This is a genomic window from Achromobacter spanius, from assembly GCF_003994415.1.
In the GTDB taxonomy this organism is placed as follows: domain Bacteria; phylum Pseudomonadota; class Gammaproteobacteria; order Burkholderiales; family Burkholderiaceae_B; genus Achromobacter; species Achromobacter spanius_C.
In genome coordinates this window covers 189,572-205,081 of sequence record NZ_CP034689.1, presented here as the reverse complement: position 1 = coordinate 205,081, position 15,510 = coordinate 189,572, and the positions used below count along the sequence as shown (strand labels likewise).

General features: G+C 65.5%; 21 protein-coding genes. 20 read left to right on the top strand and 1 reads right to left on the bottom strand.

Features of this window, described 5'->3' with window-relative positions; translation table 11 throughout:
* The first annotated feature begins 14 nt into the window (after nt 1–14).
* From ELS24_RS00980 to ELS24_RS00890, 19 genes are all read left to right on the top strand, one after another.
* On the top strand, nt 15–644 hold the full coding sequence (locus ELS24_RS00980) for an MlaC/ttg2D family ABC transporter substrate-binding protein (protein ID WP_050449660.1): 630 nt from the start codon (nt 15–17) through the stop codon (nt 642–644).
* Between the two features lie 174 nt (nt 645–818).
* A complete protein-coding gene (locus tag ELS24_RS00975; protein ID WP_127183147.1) occupies nt 819–1,631 on the top strand; it encodes an ABC transporter ATP-binding protein in 813 nt (270 codons plus the stop codon).
* Nucleotides 1,628–2,440 (top strand): ABC transporter permease, encoded by an 813-nt coding sequence (locus ELS24_RS00970; RefSeq protein ID WP_050449662.1) that lies wholly within the window; start codon nt 1,628–1,630, stop codon nt 2,438–2,440. Before ELS24_RS00975 ends, ELS24_RS00970 begins: the two co-directional genes overlap by 4 nt.
* A 5-nt stretch (nt 2,441–2,445) precedes the next feature.
* Nucleotides 2,446–2,691 (top strand): BolA family protein, encoded by a 246-nt coding sequence (locus tag ELS24_RS00965; RefSeq protein WP_046805270.1) that lies wholly within the window; start codon nt 2,446–2,448, stop codon nt 2,689–2,691.
* Nucleotides 2,691–3,959 (top strand): UDP-N-acetylglucosamine 1-carboxyvinyltransferase, encoded by a 1,269-nt coding sequence (murA, locus tag ELS24_RS00960; RefSeq protein WP_127183146.1) that lies wholly within the window; start codon nt 2,691–2,693, stop codon nt 3,957–3,959. Before ELS24_RS00965 ends, murA begins: the two co-directional genes overlap by 1 nt.
* A 76-nt stretch (nt 3,960–4,035) precedes the next feature.
* A complete protein-coding gene (hisG, locus tag ELS24_RS00955) occupies nt 4,036–4,713 on the top strand; it encodes an ATP phosphoribosyltransferase (RefSeq protein WP_050449664.1) in 678 nt (225 codons plus the stop codon).
* A 54-nt stretch (nt 4,714–4,767) separates the two neighbouring features.
* A complete protein-coding gene (hisD, locus tag ELS24_RS00950) occupies nt 4,768–6,072 on the top strand; it encodes a histidinol dehydrogenase (RefSeq protein WP_127183145.1) in 1,305 nt (434 codons plus the stop codon).
* The gene (gene hisC, locus ELS24_RS00945) at nt 6,069–7,175 is read left to right on the top strand and encodes a histidinol-phosphate transaminase (protein WP_127183144.1); all 1,107 of its coding nucleotides are present in this window, start codon (nt 6,069–6,071) and stop codon (nt 7,173–7,175) included. Before hisD ends, hisC begins: the two co-directional genes overlap by 4 nt.
* Nucleotide 7,176: 1 nt before the next feature.
* Nucleotides 7,177–7,764 (top strand): imidazoleglycerol-phosphate dehydratase HisB, encoded by a 588-nt coding sequence (gene hisB, locus ELS24_RS00940; RefSeq protein ID WP_006216836.1) that lies wholly within the window; start codon nt 7,177–7,179, stop codon nt 7,762–7,764.
* A 33-nt stretch (nt 7,765–7,797) separates the two neighbouring features.
* Nucleotides 7,798–8,496, top strand: coding sequence for an imidazole glycerol phosphate synthase subunit HisH (hisH, locus tag ELS24_RS00935; RefSeq protein ID WP_050449669.1), 699 nt, complete (start codon nt 7,798–7,800; stop codon nt 8,494–8,496).
* A gap of 57 nt (nt 8,497–8,553) precedes the next feature.
* On the top strand, nt 8,554–9,294 hold the full coding sequence (hisA, locus tag ELS24_RS00930; RefSeq protein WP_050449680.1) for a 1-(5-phosphoribosyl)-5-[(5-phosphoribosylamino)methylideneamino]imidazole-4-carboxamide isomerase: 741 nt from the start codon (nt 8,554–8,556) through the stop codon (nt 9,292–9,294).
* Nucleotides 9,291–10,112, top strand: coding sequence for an imidazole glycerol phosphate synthase subunit HisF (gene hisF / locus ELS24_RS00925; protein ID WP_127183143.1), 822 nt, complete (start codon nt 9,291–9,293; stop codon nt 10,110–10,112). Before hisA ends, hisF begins: the two co-directional genes overlap by 4 nt.
* Before the next feature lie 2 nt (nt 10,113–10,114).
* Complete coding sequence (gene hisI / locus ELS24_RS00920; protein WP_050449671.1) at nt 10,115–10,519, top strand: phosphoribosyl-AMP cyclohydrolase; 405 nt, start codon at nt 10,115–10,117, stop codon at nt 10,517–10,519.
* A complete protein-coding gene (locus ELS24_RS00915; protein WP_050449672.1) occupies nt 10,516–10,866 on the top strand; it encodes a phosphoribosyl-ATP diphosphatase in 351 nt (116 codons plus the stop codon). Before hisI ends, ELS24_RS00915 begins: the two co-directional genes overlap by 4 nt.
* A 17-nt stretch (nt 10,867–10,883) precedes the next feature.
* Nucleotides 10,884–11,252 (top strand): histidine triad nucleotide-binding protein, encoded by a 369-nt coding sequence (locus ELS24_RS00910; protein ID WP_050449673.1) that lies wholly within the window; start codon nt 10,884–10,886, stop codon nt 11,250–11,252.
* Between the two features lie 14 nt (nt 11,253–11,266).
* Nucleotides 11,267–11,494, top strand: a complete 228-nt coding sequence (gene tatA / locus ELS24_RS00905) for a Sec-independent protein translocase subunit TatA (protein ID WP_050449674.1) — start codon at nt 11,267–11,269, stop codon at nt 11,492–11,494.
* Nucleotides 11,495–11,566: 72 nt separating this feature from the next.
* A complete protein-coding gene (tatB, locus tag ELS24_RS00900) occupies nt 11,567–12,154 on the top strand; it encodes a Sec-independent protein translocase protein TatB (RefSeq protein WP_050449675.1) in 588 nt (195 codons plus the stop codon).
* Entirely contained in the window at nt 12,151–12,942 is a 792-nt protein-coding gene (gene tatC, locus ELS24_RS00895; RefSeq protein ID WP_050449676.1) for a twin-arginine translocase subunit TatC, read from the top strand. Before tatB ends, tatC begins: the two co-directional genes overlap by 4 nt.
* Before the next feature lie 200 nt (nt 12,943–13,142).
* Complete coding sequence (locus ELS24_RS00890; RefSeq protein WP_050449677.1) at nt 13,143–13,508, top strand: helix-turn-helix domain-containing protein; 366 nt, start codon at nt 13,143–13,145, stop codon at nt 13,506–13,508.
* Between the two features lie 39 nt (nt 13,509–13,547).
* On the opposite strand, the gene ELS24_RS00885 is transcribed toward ELS24_RS00890, so the two are convergent.
* A complete protein-coding gene (locus ELS24_RS00885) occupies nt 13,548–14,708 on the bottom strand; it encodes a trypsin-like peptidase domain-containing protein (protein ID WP_127183142.1) in 1,161 nt (386 codons plus the stop codon).
* A gap of 19 nt (nt 14,709–14,727) precedes the next feature.
* Here ELS24_RS00885 and ELS24_RS00880 point away from each other — a divergent pair, with 19 nt between their 5' ends.
* Nucleotides 14,728–15,504: a Nif3-like dinuclear metal center hexameric protein gene (locus ELS24_RS00880; RefSeq protein WP_127183141.1), complete on the top strand. Its 777-nt coding sequence runs from the start codon at nt 14,728–14,730 to the stop codon at nt 15,502–15,504.
* The last annotated feature ends 6 nt before the right edge of the window (nt 15,505–15,510 follow it).

Below are 15,510 nucleotides of genomic sequence, written 5' to 3'. Positions count from 1 at the left end.
AGTAAGGAGTTTTGATGCGATTTGCTTTTGTTCCCCTGTTGCAACGCCTGGCCTTCGCGGGCCTGCTTGGTCTTGCCGCGGCCGGCGTTGCCCAGGCCAAGCCCGATCCCAGTGGTCCGCCCGACCAATTCGTCATTGCCACGGCCAACGAAGCACTTGACGTGCTGAAGGCCGACGGTGCCGTCAAAGCCGGAAACACCGCGCGCATCAACGAAGTGGTCAACCAGCACATCCTGCCCTACGTCAACTTCCAGAAGACCACGCGTCTGGCTGCCGGCCGCTTCTGGCGCCAGGCATCCGCGCAACAAAAGACCGAGCTGGCCGATGCCTTCCGTGGCACGCTGGTGCGTACCTACAGCGGCGCGCTGACCCGCGTTACGCCCGACACCACCGTCAAGGCGCTGCCGTTCCGTGGCGATCCCAAGGCCGACGACGTGGTCGTGCGCACCTTGATCAGCCAATCCAACGGCCAGCCCACCGGCGTGGACTACCGCCTGGAAAAGACGCCGCAAGGCTGGAAGATCTACGACATGAACGTCGAAGGCATCTGGCTGATTGAAAACTACCGCAACCAGTTTGCGCAGCAGATCAACCAGAGCGGCATCGACGGCCTGATCCAGGCGCTGAACAAGCGCAACCAGTAACCGCGCGGTTCCGGCTGCTTCCGGCCCGGCGCGCCCTGAGTGGCCCGCCGGGCTGATTATTTCGGGGACGCATAGCTTGCGCATCCCCCACGCTTGCCGGGGCCATAGGCGCTTGCCGTCACGGTGCGCTTATATAATGATCAATTCGCTCTTTTTCGGGCACCACCCGCCGTCATGTCAGCCGTCAGTCTTGAAAACGTCTCCAAAATCTACTCGCCGCGCCAACGCGGCTGGCAAAAGCTGCTTGGGCGCAAGTCCGCCCCCGGCTTCCAGGCGCTGGACAACGTCAGCCTGAACATCGAACACGGCGAATTCTTCGGCCTGCTGGGGCCTAATGGCGCGGGCAAGACCACCCTGATTTCGATTCTTGCCGGCTTGGCGCATGCCACCTCCGGCCGGGCCAGCGTCTGTGGCTACGACGTCGTCACCGACTACAAGTCGGCGCGGCGTTCGCTGGGCGTTGTGCCTCAAGAACTGGTCTACGACCCGTTCTTCACCGTGCGCGAAACGCTGCGCATCCAGTCCGGCTACTTCGGCCTGCGCAACAACGACGACTGGATCGACGAAATCCTGTTCAACCTGGGCTTGGCCGACAAGGCCGACAACAACATGCGCGCGCTGTCCGGCGGCATGAAGCGCCGCGTGCTGGTGGCGCAGGCGCTGGTGCACCGCCCGCCGGTCATCGTGCTGGACGAACCCACCGCGGGCGTTGACGTCGACCTGCGCCGCACGCTGTGGGAATTCATATCGCGCCTGAACAAGGCCGGCCACACCATCATGCTGACCACGCATTACCTGGAAGAAGCGGAAGCCTTGTGCGGCCGCATCGCCATGCTCAAGCGCGGCCGCGTCGTTGCGCTGGACACCACGCAGGCGCTGATGGCGCGCGTGGGCGGCGTTGACCTGGAAGACGCTTTCGTGCGCATCATGCACCAGGGCGATGAACCCGCCGCGCCCGCCCTGCAACCTGAAGAGATCTCGTCATGACGCAGTCCAACGCGACCGCCAGCCAGCCGCTGGTGCAGCCCCGCCTGGATGCGGGTTCCGGCTTTCCCACCCTGTTGCGCAAGGAATTGCTGCGCTTCTGGAAGGTGGGTTTCCAGACCATCGCCGCGCCCGTCATCACGGCGCTGCTGTATCTGCTGGTCTTTGCGCACGTGCTGGAAGGGCGCCTGATGGTGTATGGCACCGTGCCCTACACCGCGTTCCTGATCCCCGGGCTCATGATGATGAGCATGCTGCAGAACGCCTTCGCCAACCCGTCGTCGTCGCTGATTCAAAGCCGCATCACGGGCAACCTGGTGTTCATGCTGCTGCCGCCGCTGTCACACCGCGACATCTTCGGCGCCTTCGTGCTGGCGGCCATCGTGCGCGGCCTGTGCGTGGGCCTGTTCGTCTGGTTCGTAGCGCTGGGCTTCGTGTCGCTGGTGCCGGCCAACCCGCTGTGGCTGCTGGTCTTCGCGGTGCTGTCCTGCGGCATCATGGCCGTGCTGGGCGTGGTCGCGGGCCTGTGGTCCGAAAAATTCGACCAACTGGCTGCCTTCCAGAACTTCCTGATCATGCCCGCGACGTTCCTGTCCGGCGTGTTCTATTCCATCCACACCCTGCCGCCTTTCTGGCAGGCCGTGTCCCACTGGAACCCCATCTTCTACGCCATCGACGGCTTCCGCTACGGATTCTTCTCGGTGTCGGACGTCTCGCCCTGGCGCAGCCTGGCGGTGGTGACGGGGGTATTCCTGGTGCTCTCGCTTTACGCGCTGCGGCTTCTGGCCAGCGGCTACAAACTCAGGAACTGACGTCCATGCTTCCCACTCCCGCGCAAGTCCGCCAATACATTGCGGATGGCCTGTCCTGTGAACATCTTGACGTGCAAGGCGACGGCTCGCATTTCGACGCCGTCATCGTCAGCGCGGCCTTTGAAGGCAAGCGCCTGATCCAGCGTCATCAAATGGTCTACGCCGCCCTGGGCGACCGCATGAAGGCCGAGATCCACGCGCTGTCCATGCGCACACTGACTCCCGACGAATACCAGCAAGCAGGCAAGTAATGGATAAATTGCGCATCACCGGCGGCTCGCCGTTGCACGGCGAGATCTCGATATCCGGCGCCAAGAATTCGGCCCTGCCGATTCTGTGCGCCGGCCTCTTGACCGCCGACGCGCTGACGCTTGCCAACGTGCCGCATCTGAATGACACGGCCACGATGCTGCGCCTGCTGGCGCGCATGGGCATGCGGGCCGAGCGCGGCGCCGATGGCGTGGTCACCTTGCAGGCCAACCACGTCGACAAGCTGGAAGCGCCGTACGACCTGGTCAAGACGATGCGCGCGTCGATCCTGGTGCTGGGCCCGTTGCTGGCCCGCTTCGGCGAAGCCCGCGTCAGCCTGCCCGGCGGTTGCACCATCGGCCAGCGGCCGGTGGACCAGCACATCAAAGGCCTGGCCGCGCTGGGCGCGGAAATCAGCATCGAACACGGCTTCGTCGTGGCGCGCGCCAAGCGCTTGAAGGGCGCGTCGGTACGCACCGACATGGTCACCGTCACCGGCACCGAAAACCTGCTGATGGCCGCCGTGCTGGCCGAGGGCCAGACCGTGCTTGAAAACGCGGCTTGCGAACCGGAAGTGGTGGACCTGGCCGAACTGCTCATCAAGATGGGCGCCCGCATCCAGGGCCACGGCACCGGCCGCATCGTGATCGACGGCGTTGAGCGCCTGCATGGCGCCGAGCATCGCGTCATCTCCGACCGCATCGAAGCCGGCACCTTCCTGTGCGCCGTGGGCGCGGCGGGTGGCGACATCCGCCTGACCAACACCGACCCCGCCATCCTGGGCGCCACGCTGGACAAGCTGGCCGACGCCGGCCTGACCATCGAAACCGGCCCCGACTGGATACGCGGCGCCATGTCCACGCGCCCCAAGGCCGTGGGGTTTCGCACGCATGAATACCCCGGCTTCGCCACCGACATGCAGGCCCAGGTGATGGCGCTGAACGCCGTGGCGGAAGGCACGTCCGTCATCGTCGAAACCATCTTCGAAAACCGCTACATGCACGTGCAGGAACTGCGCCGCATGGGCGCCGACATCGACATCGACGGCCACACCGCCGTCGTGCGCGGCGTGAAGCGCCTGTCGGGCGCCACCGTCATGGCCACCGACCTGCGCGCCTCGGCCAGCTTGGTCATCGCCGGCCTGGCGGCCGATGGCGACACGCTGGTCGACCGCATCTATCACCTGGATCGTGGCTACGACCAGATGGAAGTCAAACTGCGCGCCCTGGGCGCGAATATCCAACGCGTGACCGGCCAGGAACAGGCATGAAATGTAGTAGCCCCCACGCTGCGCCTTCGGCTTGCTGCCCCCCGAGTGGGTCCGTTCATTTTGAGGCTGCCCGGCAATGACCAATGCCACCACGATGAAGCCCCTGACCCTGGCGCTGTCCAAGGGTCGGATTTTTGAAGAAACCATGCCGCTGCTGGCTGAAGCCGGCATTGAAGTCACGGAAAGCCCGGAAAGCTCGCGCAAGCTGATCCTGCCGACCAGCGACCCCGGCCTGCGCCTGATCATCGTGCGCGCCTCCGACGTACCGACCTACGTGCAATATGGCGCGGCGGACCTGGGCATCGCGGGCAAGGACGTGCTGATCGAGCACGCCAAGGAGCAGCCCGGCGGCCTGTACCAGCCCATCGACCTGAACATCGCCAAGTGCCGCCTGGCCGTGGCCGTACGCAACGGCTTTGACTACGAAGGCGCCGTGCACCAGGGCGCGCGCCTGCGCGTGGCCACCAAATACGTGCACTCAGCCCGTGAACACTTCGCGGCCAAGGGTGTGTACGTGGACATCATCAAGCTGTATGGTTCGATGGAATTGGCGCCGCTGGTTGGCCTGGCCGACTGCATCGTGGACCTGGTGTCCACCGGCGGCACGCTGCGCGCCAACGACCTGGTCGCGGTGGAAGACGTCATGCCGATTTCGTCGCGCCTGATCGTCAACCAGGCCGCGCTGAAGACCCGCGGCGCCCGCCTGCAACCCTTGCTGGACGCCTTCGAAAGAGCCGCCTCCCGCAACGCCTGACCCCCGCCCGCCGCGACGTCGCGGCGGCCGCTTTCCGCTTTGCTCCATGACGCCATGGCCCTGATCAATCGTCTTGACTCCCGCGATCCCGGATTCAAATCCGCCCTGTCCAAGCTGCTGGCCTTCGAGGCCACCGAGGACGAGTCCATCGACCGCGCCGCCGCCGGCATCCTGGCTGACGTGCGCGCGCGTGGCGACGCCGCGTTGGTGGAATACACGCAGCGCTTTGACCGCATGCCGGCCGCCTCGGCAGACACGCTTGAAATTCCCAAGGCCGACTGGCACGCCGCGCTGGCCACCTTGCCCACCGCGCAGCGCAACGCGCTGGAAGCCGCCGCCGACCGCGTGCGCAGCTACCACGAGCGCCAGCTTGCCCATACCTGGACCTACACCGAAGCCGACGGCACCATGCTGGGCCAACAGGTGACGCCGCTGGACCGCGTGGGCCTGTACGTGCCGGGCGGCAAGGCCGCTTACCCGTCGTCGGTACTGATGAACGCCATTCCCGCCAAGGTGGCGGGCGTGCAGGAACTGATCATGGTCACGCCCACGCCTGACGGCGTGCGCAACCCCATCGTGCTGGCGGCCGCCGCCATCGGCGGTGTGGACCGCGTGTTCGCCATCGGCGGCGCGCAAGCCGTGGGCGCGCTGGCCTACGGCACCGCCACCGTGCCCGCCGTGGACAAGATCGTCGGCCCGGGCAACGCCTATGTGGCCGCCGCCAAGCGCCGCGTGTTCGGCGTGGTCGGCATCGACATGATTGCCGGCCCCAGCGAAATCCTGGTCATCTGCGACGGCAAGACGCCGGCCGACTGGATCGCCATGGACCTGTTCTCGCAAGCCGAACACGACGAATTGGCGCAGTCCATCCTGCTGTGCCCGGACGCGGCCTTCATCGAAGAAGTCGAAGCCGCCATCGCGCGCCTGTTGCCCACGATGCCGCGCGCCGACATCCTGCGCATCAGCCTGGCCAATCGCGGTGCGTTGATCCAGGTGCAAAGCCTGGAAGAAGCCTGCCAGATCGCCAACGACATCGCGCCCGAGCACCTGGAAATCTCCACCGAACAGCCTGAGATCTGGACCGCCAAGATCCGCCATGCCGGCGCCATCTTCATGGGCCGTTTCAGCTCGGAAGCGCTGGGCGACTACTGCGCCGGCCCCAACCACGTGCTGCCCACGTCGCGCACCGCGCGCTTTTCTTCCCCGCTGGGCGTGTACGACTTCCAGAAGCGTTCCAGCCTGATCCAGGTGTCGCACCAAGGCGCGCAAACGCTGGGCCGCATCGCCGCCGAACTGGCGCTGGGCGAAGGCCTGCAAGCGCACGCCGCCAGCGCCCAGTACCGGGTCGACAAGCCATGAGCGCGGCCCCGGCGGCAAGCGTCGCTGGCCGCATCCAAGGCACCCTGCGCGCGGACGTCCTGGCGCTGGCCGCCTACCCGGTCGCCCACGCGGATGGCTGCATCAAGCTGGATGCGATGGAATGCCCGTATGAACTGCCCGACGCGGTGCGCGACGACATCGCCCGCGCCGTGCGTGACACGCCGCTGAACCGCTATCCCGCCGCCGATCTGTCCGCCTTGCAGCAGGCGGTAAAGGCCGGGTTCGGCGTGCCCGATGCGGCCGACGTGCTGTTTGGCAACGGCTCGGATGAACTCATCCACATCATCGTCCAGGCCTGTTGCAACCCGGGCGACGTGGTGCTGTCGCCGTGGCCGTCGTTCGTTTATTTCGACATGGCGGCGCGCTTTGACCACGCGCGCTTTGTCGGCGTGCCGCTGACCGAGGATCTGGCCCTGGATCTACCGGCCATGCTGGCCGCCATCCGCGAACATCAGCCCAAGGTGGTGTTCCTGGCCGTGCCCAACAACCCCACCGGCGGCCTGTGGTCGGACGAAGACGTGCAGGCCATCATCGCCGCCGCCCCCGGGCTGGTGGTGTTGGACGAGGCCTATCAGCCTTTCGCCGACCGCACCTGGATGCCGCAAGTGCTGGACGCCCCCAACGTGGTCGTCATGCGCACGGTGTCCAAGATCGGCCTGGCCGGCCTGCGTTTCGGCTATCTGGCCGGGCATCCCGACTGGATCGCCGAACTGAACAAGCTGCGCCCGCCCTACAACCTGGACGTGCTGACCCAGGCCACGTTGATGGCGGTGTTGCGCCACAAGCCCGTGCTGGACGAACAGGCCGTGCGCCTGCGCGCCGACCGGGGCCCGCTGGCCGATGCGCTGGCTGCCTTGCCGGGCGTCAGGGTATTCCCTTCCGCCGGCAACTTTGTGCTTGCCCGCTTTTCCGGCAAGCTGGATGGCAACGCCGTGCATCTTGCGCTGAAAACGCGCAAAATATTGATTCGCAACTTTTCCAACGCCCATCCGCTCCTGGCAAACTGCCTGCGTATCTCGGTGGGCGCCCCGGCCGAGAACGCCGCCTTGCTGGTTGCCCTGCAAGAGATTTTGAGTGCTTAACATGCGTACCGCAGAGATCACCCGCAACACCAACGAAACCCGCATCCGCGTGGCCATCAACATCGACGGCACCGGCAAGCAGACCATCGACACGGGCGTGCCGTTCCTGGACCACATGCTGGATCAGATCGCGCGCCACGGCCTGATCGATCTGGACATCAAGGCCGAGGGTGACCTGCACATCGACGCGCACCACACGGTGGAAGACGTGGGCATCACGCTGGGCATGGCCATTGCCAAGGCCGTCGGCACCAAGGCCGGCCTGCGCCGCTACGGCCACGCCTACGTGCCGCTGGACGAAGCGCTGTCGCGCGTGGTGGTGGACTTCTCGGGCCGCCCCGGCCTGGAATATCACATCCCGTTCACGCGCGCCCACATCGGAAATTTTGATGTAGACCTGACGCGTGAGTTCTTCCAGGGGCTGGTCAACCACGCCCTCATCACCCTGCATATCGACAACCTGCGCGGCTTCAATGCCCACCATCAGGCCGAAACCGTGTTCAAGGCCTGTGGCCGCGCCCTGCGCATGGCCATGGAAGTCGACCCGCGCATGGGCGACGTCGTGCCCTCCACCAAGGGCGTGCTGTAACGTTCGCCAACCCCAACGCAGCAGGCAAAAGAAGTGACCACTATCGCCATCGTTGACTACGGAATGGGCAATTTCCACTCCGTCGCCCGCGCCCTGAAGTTCGCCGCGCCCGACGCGGACATCCGCATCTGCAACCAGCCTCAAGACATCGACGCGGCTGACCGCGTGGTGTTTCCCGGGCAGGGCGCCATGGCGGACTGCATGCGCACCCTGAACGAATCCGGCCTGCGCGAAGCCGTCGTGCGCGCCGCCCGCAACAAGCCCTTGCTGGGCGTATGCGTGGGCGAACAGATGCTGTTTGACTCCAGCGAAGAAGGCGGCACGTCTTGCCTGGGCCTGTTCCCGGGCGTGGTGCGCCGTTTCTCGGGCCCCCGCTTTGCCGACCTGATCCCCGCCGATGACGAAGCCTGCCTGGCTGACACCGGCGACGCGGGCCTGGCCGACACCCGCCCCGAACGGCTGAAAGTGCCGCACATGGGATGGAACAAAGTGCGCCAGACGCGCTCTCATCCCATCTGGGCCGGCATTCCGGACGATACGCACTTCTATTTCGTCCATAGTTACTACGCCGATCCGGATGATTCCAGCCTGACAGTTGGTGAAACCGATTACGGCATCGCCTTTACCTGCGCGGTGGCGGCGGCTAACATTTTCGCGGTGCAGTTCCACCCCGAGAAGAGCGCCGAACACGGTTTGCGCCTGTATCGCAATTTTGTAGACTGGCAGCCGTAGGTCCCGGACCTGCATGCGCCAGCCCATTCAACCCCTCTTTCTTTTTTGCTGCCCACCATGCTGCTGATCCCCGCCATCGATCTCAAAGACGGGCGCTGCGTGCGCCTGCGCCAGGGTGACCTGGACGATGCAACGGTGTTCTCCGAAGACCCCGCCGCCATGGCCACCCGTTGGCTTGACCAGGGCGCGCGCCGCCTGCATCTGGTCGACTTGAACGGCGCCGTTGCCGGAAAGCCGAAGAACGAAGCGCCCATCAAGGCCATTCTGGAGGCCGTCGGCGACGACATGCCCGTCCAGATCGGCGGCGGCATTCGCGATCTGGACACCATCGAACGCTACCTTGACGCCGGCATTTCGTACGTCATCATCGGCACCGCCGCGGTCAAGAACCCGGGCTTTCTGCAAGACGCCTGCGGCGCTTTCCCCGGCCAGATCATCGTCGGCCTGGACGCCCGCGACGGCAAGATCGCCACCGACGGCTGGAGCAAGCTGACCCGCCACGACGTGCTGGACCTGGCCAAGAAGTTCGAGGACTACGGCTGCGAGGCCATCATCTACACCGACATCGGCCGTGACGGCATGCTGTCGGGTGTGAACGTCGAAGCCACGGTCCGCCTGGCCCAACACGTGCGCATCCCCGTGTACGCCTCGGGCGGCATCGCCGGCATCCAGGACATCGAAGCCCTCTGCGCCGTCGAGGAAGAGGGCGTCGAAGGCGCCATCCTGGGCCGCAGCATCTACGAAGGCACGCTTGATTTCCAGGCAGCCCAGGCTCGCGCCGACGAATTGGCAAAATGACTCTTTCCCGCAGCAGCACCGAGGCCGGCGCGCCCGTAACCAGCGCGCTGACCCGCCGCATCATTCCCTGCCTTGACGTCACCGCTGGCCGCGTCGTCAAGGGCGTGAACTTCGTCAATCTGCTGGACGCGGGCGACCCCGTCGAGATCGCCCGCCGTTACAACGAGCAGGGCGCCGATGAGCTCACCTTCCTGGACATCACCGCCACCAGCGACGGCCGCGACCTGATCCTGCCCATCATCGAGCAGGTGGCGTCCCAGGTGTTCATTCCGCTGACGGTGGGCGGCGGCGTGCGCCAGGTGTCCGACATCCAGCGCCTGCTGAACGCGGGCGCCGACAAGATCAGCATCAACAGCGCCGCCGTGGCCAACCCCGAACTGGTTCGGGCCGCATCCGACTACCACGGCTCGCAATGCGTGGTGGTTGCCATCGACGCGCGGCGCGTGTCGCCCGAGGGCGAACCGGCGCGCTGGGAAGTCTTCACGCACGGCGGCCGCAAGGCCACCGGGCTGGACGCCGTGGCCTGGGCGCGCCGCATGGCCGCCTACGGCGCGGGCGAAATCCTGCTGACCAGCATGGACCGCGATGGCACCAAGTCAGGTTTCGACCTGGAACTGACGCGCGCCGTGTCCGACGCCGTGCCGGTGCCCGTCATCGCCTCGGGCGGCGTGGGCAACCTGCAGCACTTGGCCGATGGGGTCACCACCGGCCGCGCCAGCGCCGTGCTGGCCGCCAGCATCTTCCACTTCGGCCAGCACACCGTCGGCGAGTGCAAGCGCTTCATGGCCGAACAAGGTATTTCCGTACGGTTGGACTAACTATGAGCACCGAACCCGCCTGGATGGCCGACGTTGTTTTCGATGAAAACGGCCTGATCCCCGCCATCGCCCAAGACGTTGAAAACGGCCAGATCATGATGGTGGCCTGGATGAACCGCGAATCGCTGGCCGAAACGGCCGCCACCGGCCGCGCCGTGTACTGGTCGCGTTCGCGCCAGCGCCTGTGGCGCAAGGGCGAGGAATCCGGACATGTGCAGGAAGTGCACGAATTGCGCCTGGATTGCGACGGCGACGTCATCCTGCTCAAGGTCCACCAGGAAGGCGGCATTGCCTGCCATACCGGCCGTGCAAGTTGCTTTTTCCGTCGCCTGGAAGGGCCGACGGACCACGCCTCCTGGGTCACGGTCGACCCCGTGCTCAAAGACCCCGAACTGATCTACAAATGACCGATCAAACGCTAAGCGCCGCCGATATCCTGGCCCGCATCGCCGACACGCTGGAAACCCGCCGCCCTGAAAACGGCGGCGACCCGGCCGCGTCGTATTCCGCCAAGCTGCTGGCCAAAGGCCCCGATTCCTTCCTGAAGAAGATCGGCGAAGAAGCCACGGAACTGGTCATGGCCGCGAAAGACGGGGTGCCGGAACGCATCGTCAGCGAAACGGCCGACCTGTGGTTTCATTGCCTGGTCGCCCTGACGCATTTCAAGCTGCGCCCAGAAGATGTGCTGGCCGAATTGGCCCGCCGCGAAGGCCTGTCGGGCCTGGCCGAAAAAGCCAGCCGCCCCAAAGACTGACCCCGGAGCCCGGAAACATGAGCGACAACTGTCTTTTTTGCAAAATCGCCGCTGGCGAAATCCCGTCCAAGAAGGTCTATGAAGACGAGGACTTTGTTGCATTTCACGATATCAATCCGGCAGCACCGGTGCATTTGCTGCTGATCCCTCGACGTCATGTCACATCCATGCAGGATATTACCGGCGAGGACGCAGGTTGGTTGGGTAGAATGATGTCGTTGGCGCCGCGGCTAGCAGCCGAAAACGGTTGCCGTCCGGGCCCTGATGGTGGATTTCGCATCATGATCAACTCTGGCGTCGAAGGCGGCCAGGAAGTCCCGCATTTGCATTTCCACATTATTGGCGGCGCGCGACCCTGGAAAGGGCGCGTGGCCCCCACCGCGTAATTCGGAGAAACATCATGGGTAGTTTCAGCATTTGGCATTGGTTGGTTGTTCTGGTCATCGTGGCGCTGATTTTCGGCACCAAGAAGCTGCGCAACATCGGCTCGGACCTGGGCGGTGCGGTAAAGGGCTTCAAGGAAGGCATGAAGGACGCCAACGGCGACAAGCCAGCGGAACCCATCGCGCAACAGCGCGTGTCCGATGACACCATCGACGTGCAGGCCAAGGAAAAGACCAATTCCTGAGCCGCGGCTCGAATCCCGGGCCAGCCCTGAAAGGGCCGGCCCTTATTGCTTCCCTTCCCGAGCGGCCGTCGCATGTTTGATGTCAGTTTCACTGAGCTGATGGTGGTCGGCGTCATCGCCTTGATCGTCATTGGCCCCGAACGCCTGCCCAAGGTAGCCCGCACCGTCGGCCACCTGCTGGGTCGCGCGCAGCGTTACGTCAATGACGTGAAGTCCGATATCCAGCGCGAAATCGAAATCGACGAGCTGCGCAAATTCAAAAGCGAAATGGAAGACGCCGCGCAAGGCGTACAACAGTCGCTGAATGAAACGCAAGCTTCCTTGCAAGAGCCGGTGCAGCAGTTTCGGGCCGAACTCGACGAAGTCGCGCGTGAAGCCAACGGCAAGGTTGCCCCCGTGATCGTGGGAGACGCGTCGGCCTCCGCGGCAAGCGCGTCGGTTGAACCCACGCCCGACGCCGTGCCCGAACCCACGCGCACGATCGCGCCGCCCGGGCAGAGCCACAGCCTGGACCTGGACCTGCCGCCCGCGTCCGCGCCCAGCAGCACGGCGGCTGCGGCCCCCGCACCTCAACAACCCGCCCAGGCGCCTCGCGCGCCCAAGGCTGACGACGCAGCGCCCGCCGCCAAGCCCGTCCCGCCCTCCGGAACACCGACGTGACCCAGGACGCCTCCCAAGAAGAAGGCCAGCAAGAGACCTTCATCTCTCACCTGGTCGAATTACGCACCCGCCTGATGCGCGCCGTCGGCGCGGTAGTGGCCGTGTTCATCGTGCTGTTCATCTATCCCGGCGCATCGGCCATTTACGACGTGCTGGCGGCCCCCATGCTGGCGTCGCTTCCCCAAGGCACGCGCATGATCGCCACGGGCGTCATCACGCCGTTCATGGTGCCGGTCAAGGTCACGATGATGGCCGCCTTCATCGTGGCGTTGCCAGTTGTGCTGTATCAGGCCTGGGCCTTTGTGGCCCCGGGGCTGTATCGCCACGAAAAGCGACTGGCGTTGCCGCTGATTGTCTCCAGCACGTTCCTGTTCATCGCGGGCATGGCGTTCTGCTACTTCGTGGTGTTCCGCACGGTGTTCCATTTCATCGCCACGTTCGCGCCGCAGTCCATCACGCCGGCGCCGGACATCGAGGCCTACCTGAGTTTCGTCATGACGATGTTCATGGCGTTCGGGATCACCTTCGAAGTGCCCGTGGCCGTGGTGCTGCTGGTGAAGATGGGCGTAGTCGAACTGTCCAAGCTGCGCGCCGCGCGCGGCTATGTGGTGGTGGGCGCCTTCATCATCGCCGCCGTGGTCACGCCGCCCGACGTGGTCAGCCAGTTCATGCTGGCGGTGCCACTGTGCCTGCTTTATGAAGTGGGCCTGCTCGTTGCCCGAATGGTAACGCCCAAGGCGGGCGCGGCCGACGACGCCGTCTCTGACTCACTGACCGAGCGCCACTGACAGGGCGCCACTGGGGTCGTATTGCGCAGGGCCGCCTTCGAGCGGCCCTATTCATATCCGTCGCTTGCGTCCGCGGCGCATGCCAGGCGAAACACCCCGAAAGAAACGCACGGCCCCACGAAAGACAAGGCGCAGGGCACGGCCCAGTATCGGACTCTTTCACTCTTGCCGGCGCCTGGCCGCCACCCTACATTGTTGGCATGTCGCCTGCTCAAAGGCTGCGCGCCCTGATGCGGTGGCGCGGCATCCACAGCCAAAACCAGTTGGCGCGCCTTTCCGGCGTGCCGCAGTCCTGCATCCATCGAATCCTTACCCGCGATGAGCACTACGCGCCCTCGCGCGCCACGTTGCTGCGCCTGGCGAAAGCGCTGGACACCAGCGTCCCCTGGCTGAGCGACGGCGTGGTAAGCGCAACGGAATCCGCCACGCCCAGCGCGCCCTTCGCCACCCTGGACGGCTACTGTGCCGAGATCGGCGCATTGCTGCAAAGCCAACCCGAGAGCATCAAAAAAGCAGTGTTGTCGATGGTGCGCCTGCTGGCCGAACGGCCGCCCCCCGATGCGTAGTAGCAGCATGCCAGGCAGCCCCGCCCGCCGCGATCACCCTTATCGTGGCTTGCCGGGGCGGGTGCCCACCGCTACGGCCACCTCGACCGCCTTGCCCGCGCGCAAGACGCCCAGCGTGGCGCGCTGGCCCGGCGGCAACTGTGCAATCTCGGCCAGCAATTGCACGGTATCGGCCATGCGCTTGCCATTGACCGTTTGCACGATATCGCCCACACGCAAACCGGCGCGCGCCGCCGGGCCATCGCGCATCACGCCGGCGATGATCACGCCGCGCGTGTCATTCTTGAGGCCAAACGCGCGGGCAAGCTCCGGCGTCACGTCCTGCGGTTCCACGCCCAGCCAACCGCGCTTGACCGAGCCCGTCTTGACGATGTCATCCATTACCTTGCGCGCAATCTCGATCGGCGTGGCAAAGCCGATGCCCATCGACCCGCCCGATTCCGAATAGATGGCCGTATTGATGCCCACCAGATTGCCCTCGGCATCCACCAGCGCGCCGCCAGAATTGCCGGGGTTGATGGCCGCGTCGGTCTGAATGAAGCTTTCGTAGGTGTTCAGCCCCAAGCCATTGCGGCCCAACGCCGACACAATGCCCTGGGTGGTGGTCTGGCCCACCCCAAACGGGTTGCCTATGGCCAGCACCACATCGCCCACCCGCAGGCCACGGTCGGCAGCCAACGTGGCGGCGGGCAGCGTCCGCAAGGAACTCAGCTTCAGCACCGCCAGGTCCGTATCGGGATCCGCGCCCACAAGCTTCGCGGTGTCGCGCCGGCCGTCGCGCAGCGCGACTTCAATCGCGTCAGCCGCCTGCACCACGTGGTAGTTGGTCAGCACATGGCCGTCCTGGCTGACGATGACGCCAGAGCCCAGGCTGGTCGTCGCCTGACGCCGGCTCATGCCCGGCACTTGTCCGAATAATTGGCGCAGCACCGGATCGTCGGGCAGCGGCACCAGCGGTACGTTCACGTGCTTGGTCGTGTAGACGTTCACCACCGATGGCGCCGCTCGCGCCACGCCGTCCGCATACGACACCGGCCCCACGCCGCCGCCGGCGGGTGGACGCGCTGCCGCCACGGCGGCGGGCGACGCGGCCCCTGGGCCGCCAAGGCGCAGCAGGTCGGGCCGCAACGTTGTGACCACGAATAGAATACCCAGGCAGACCGTGACGGCCTGAGCAAATATCAGCCAATATCGGCGCATGATTCTGATAGGACGAACGATGAAAAAAGTGGACTCCCACGTGCTGGCCAGTTGGCTGGACGACACCCTGCAAGCCGCCCGCTTCAAGGACTACTGCCCCAACGGCTTGCAAGTGGAGGGCCGATCTGAAGTCGGACACATTATCACCGGTGTCACCGCCAGCGAAGCATTGCTGCGCGCCGCGGTCGAACGTGGCGCGGATGCAGTGCTGGTGCACCACGGCTGGATGTGGCGCAACGAAGACCGCCGCGTGATAGGCACGCGCCGCACGCGCATGGCGCTGGCCTTGAAAAACGACCTGAATCTGTACGCCTATCATCTGCCCTTGGACGCCCACCCCAGTCTGGGCAACAACGCGCAACTGGCCCGCGTGCTGGGCCTGGTCCCCGCGCGGCGCGACGATGGCTCTCCGCGCACCTGTGGGCAGGACAACCTGGTGTGGCTGGGCGAGGCCACGGGCCTGACGACGCTGGGCCAACTGGGCGCGCGCGTGGCCGAACGGCTGGGCCGGCAGCCGCTGGTGGTGGGCGATCCGGATCAACCCTTATCCAGCGTGGCGTGGTGTACCGGTGGGGCGCAGGGCATGCTGTCCGATGCCGTGGACGCTGGCGCCAGCGCTTACCTCACAGGAGAAGTGTCGGAGTCCACCGTGCATCTGGCGCGCGAGACCGGTGTCGGCTTCATTGCGGCCGGCCACCACGCCACCGAGCGCTATGGTGCGCAGGCGCTGGGTCAGGCGGTGGCCGAGCAGTTCGGCATCAAGGTCGAATTCATCGACCTTGATAACCCGGCGTAGTACCGC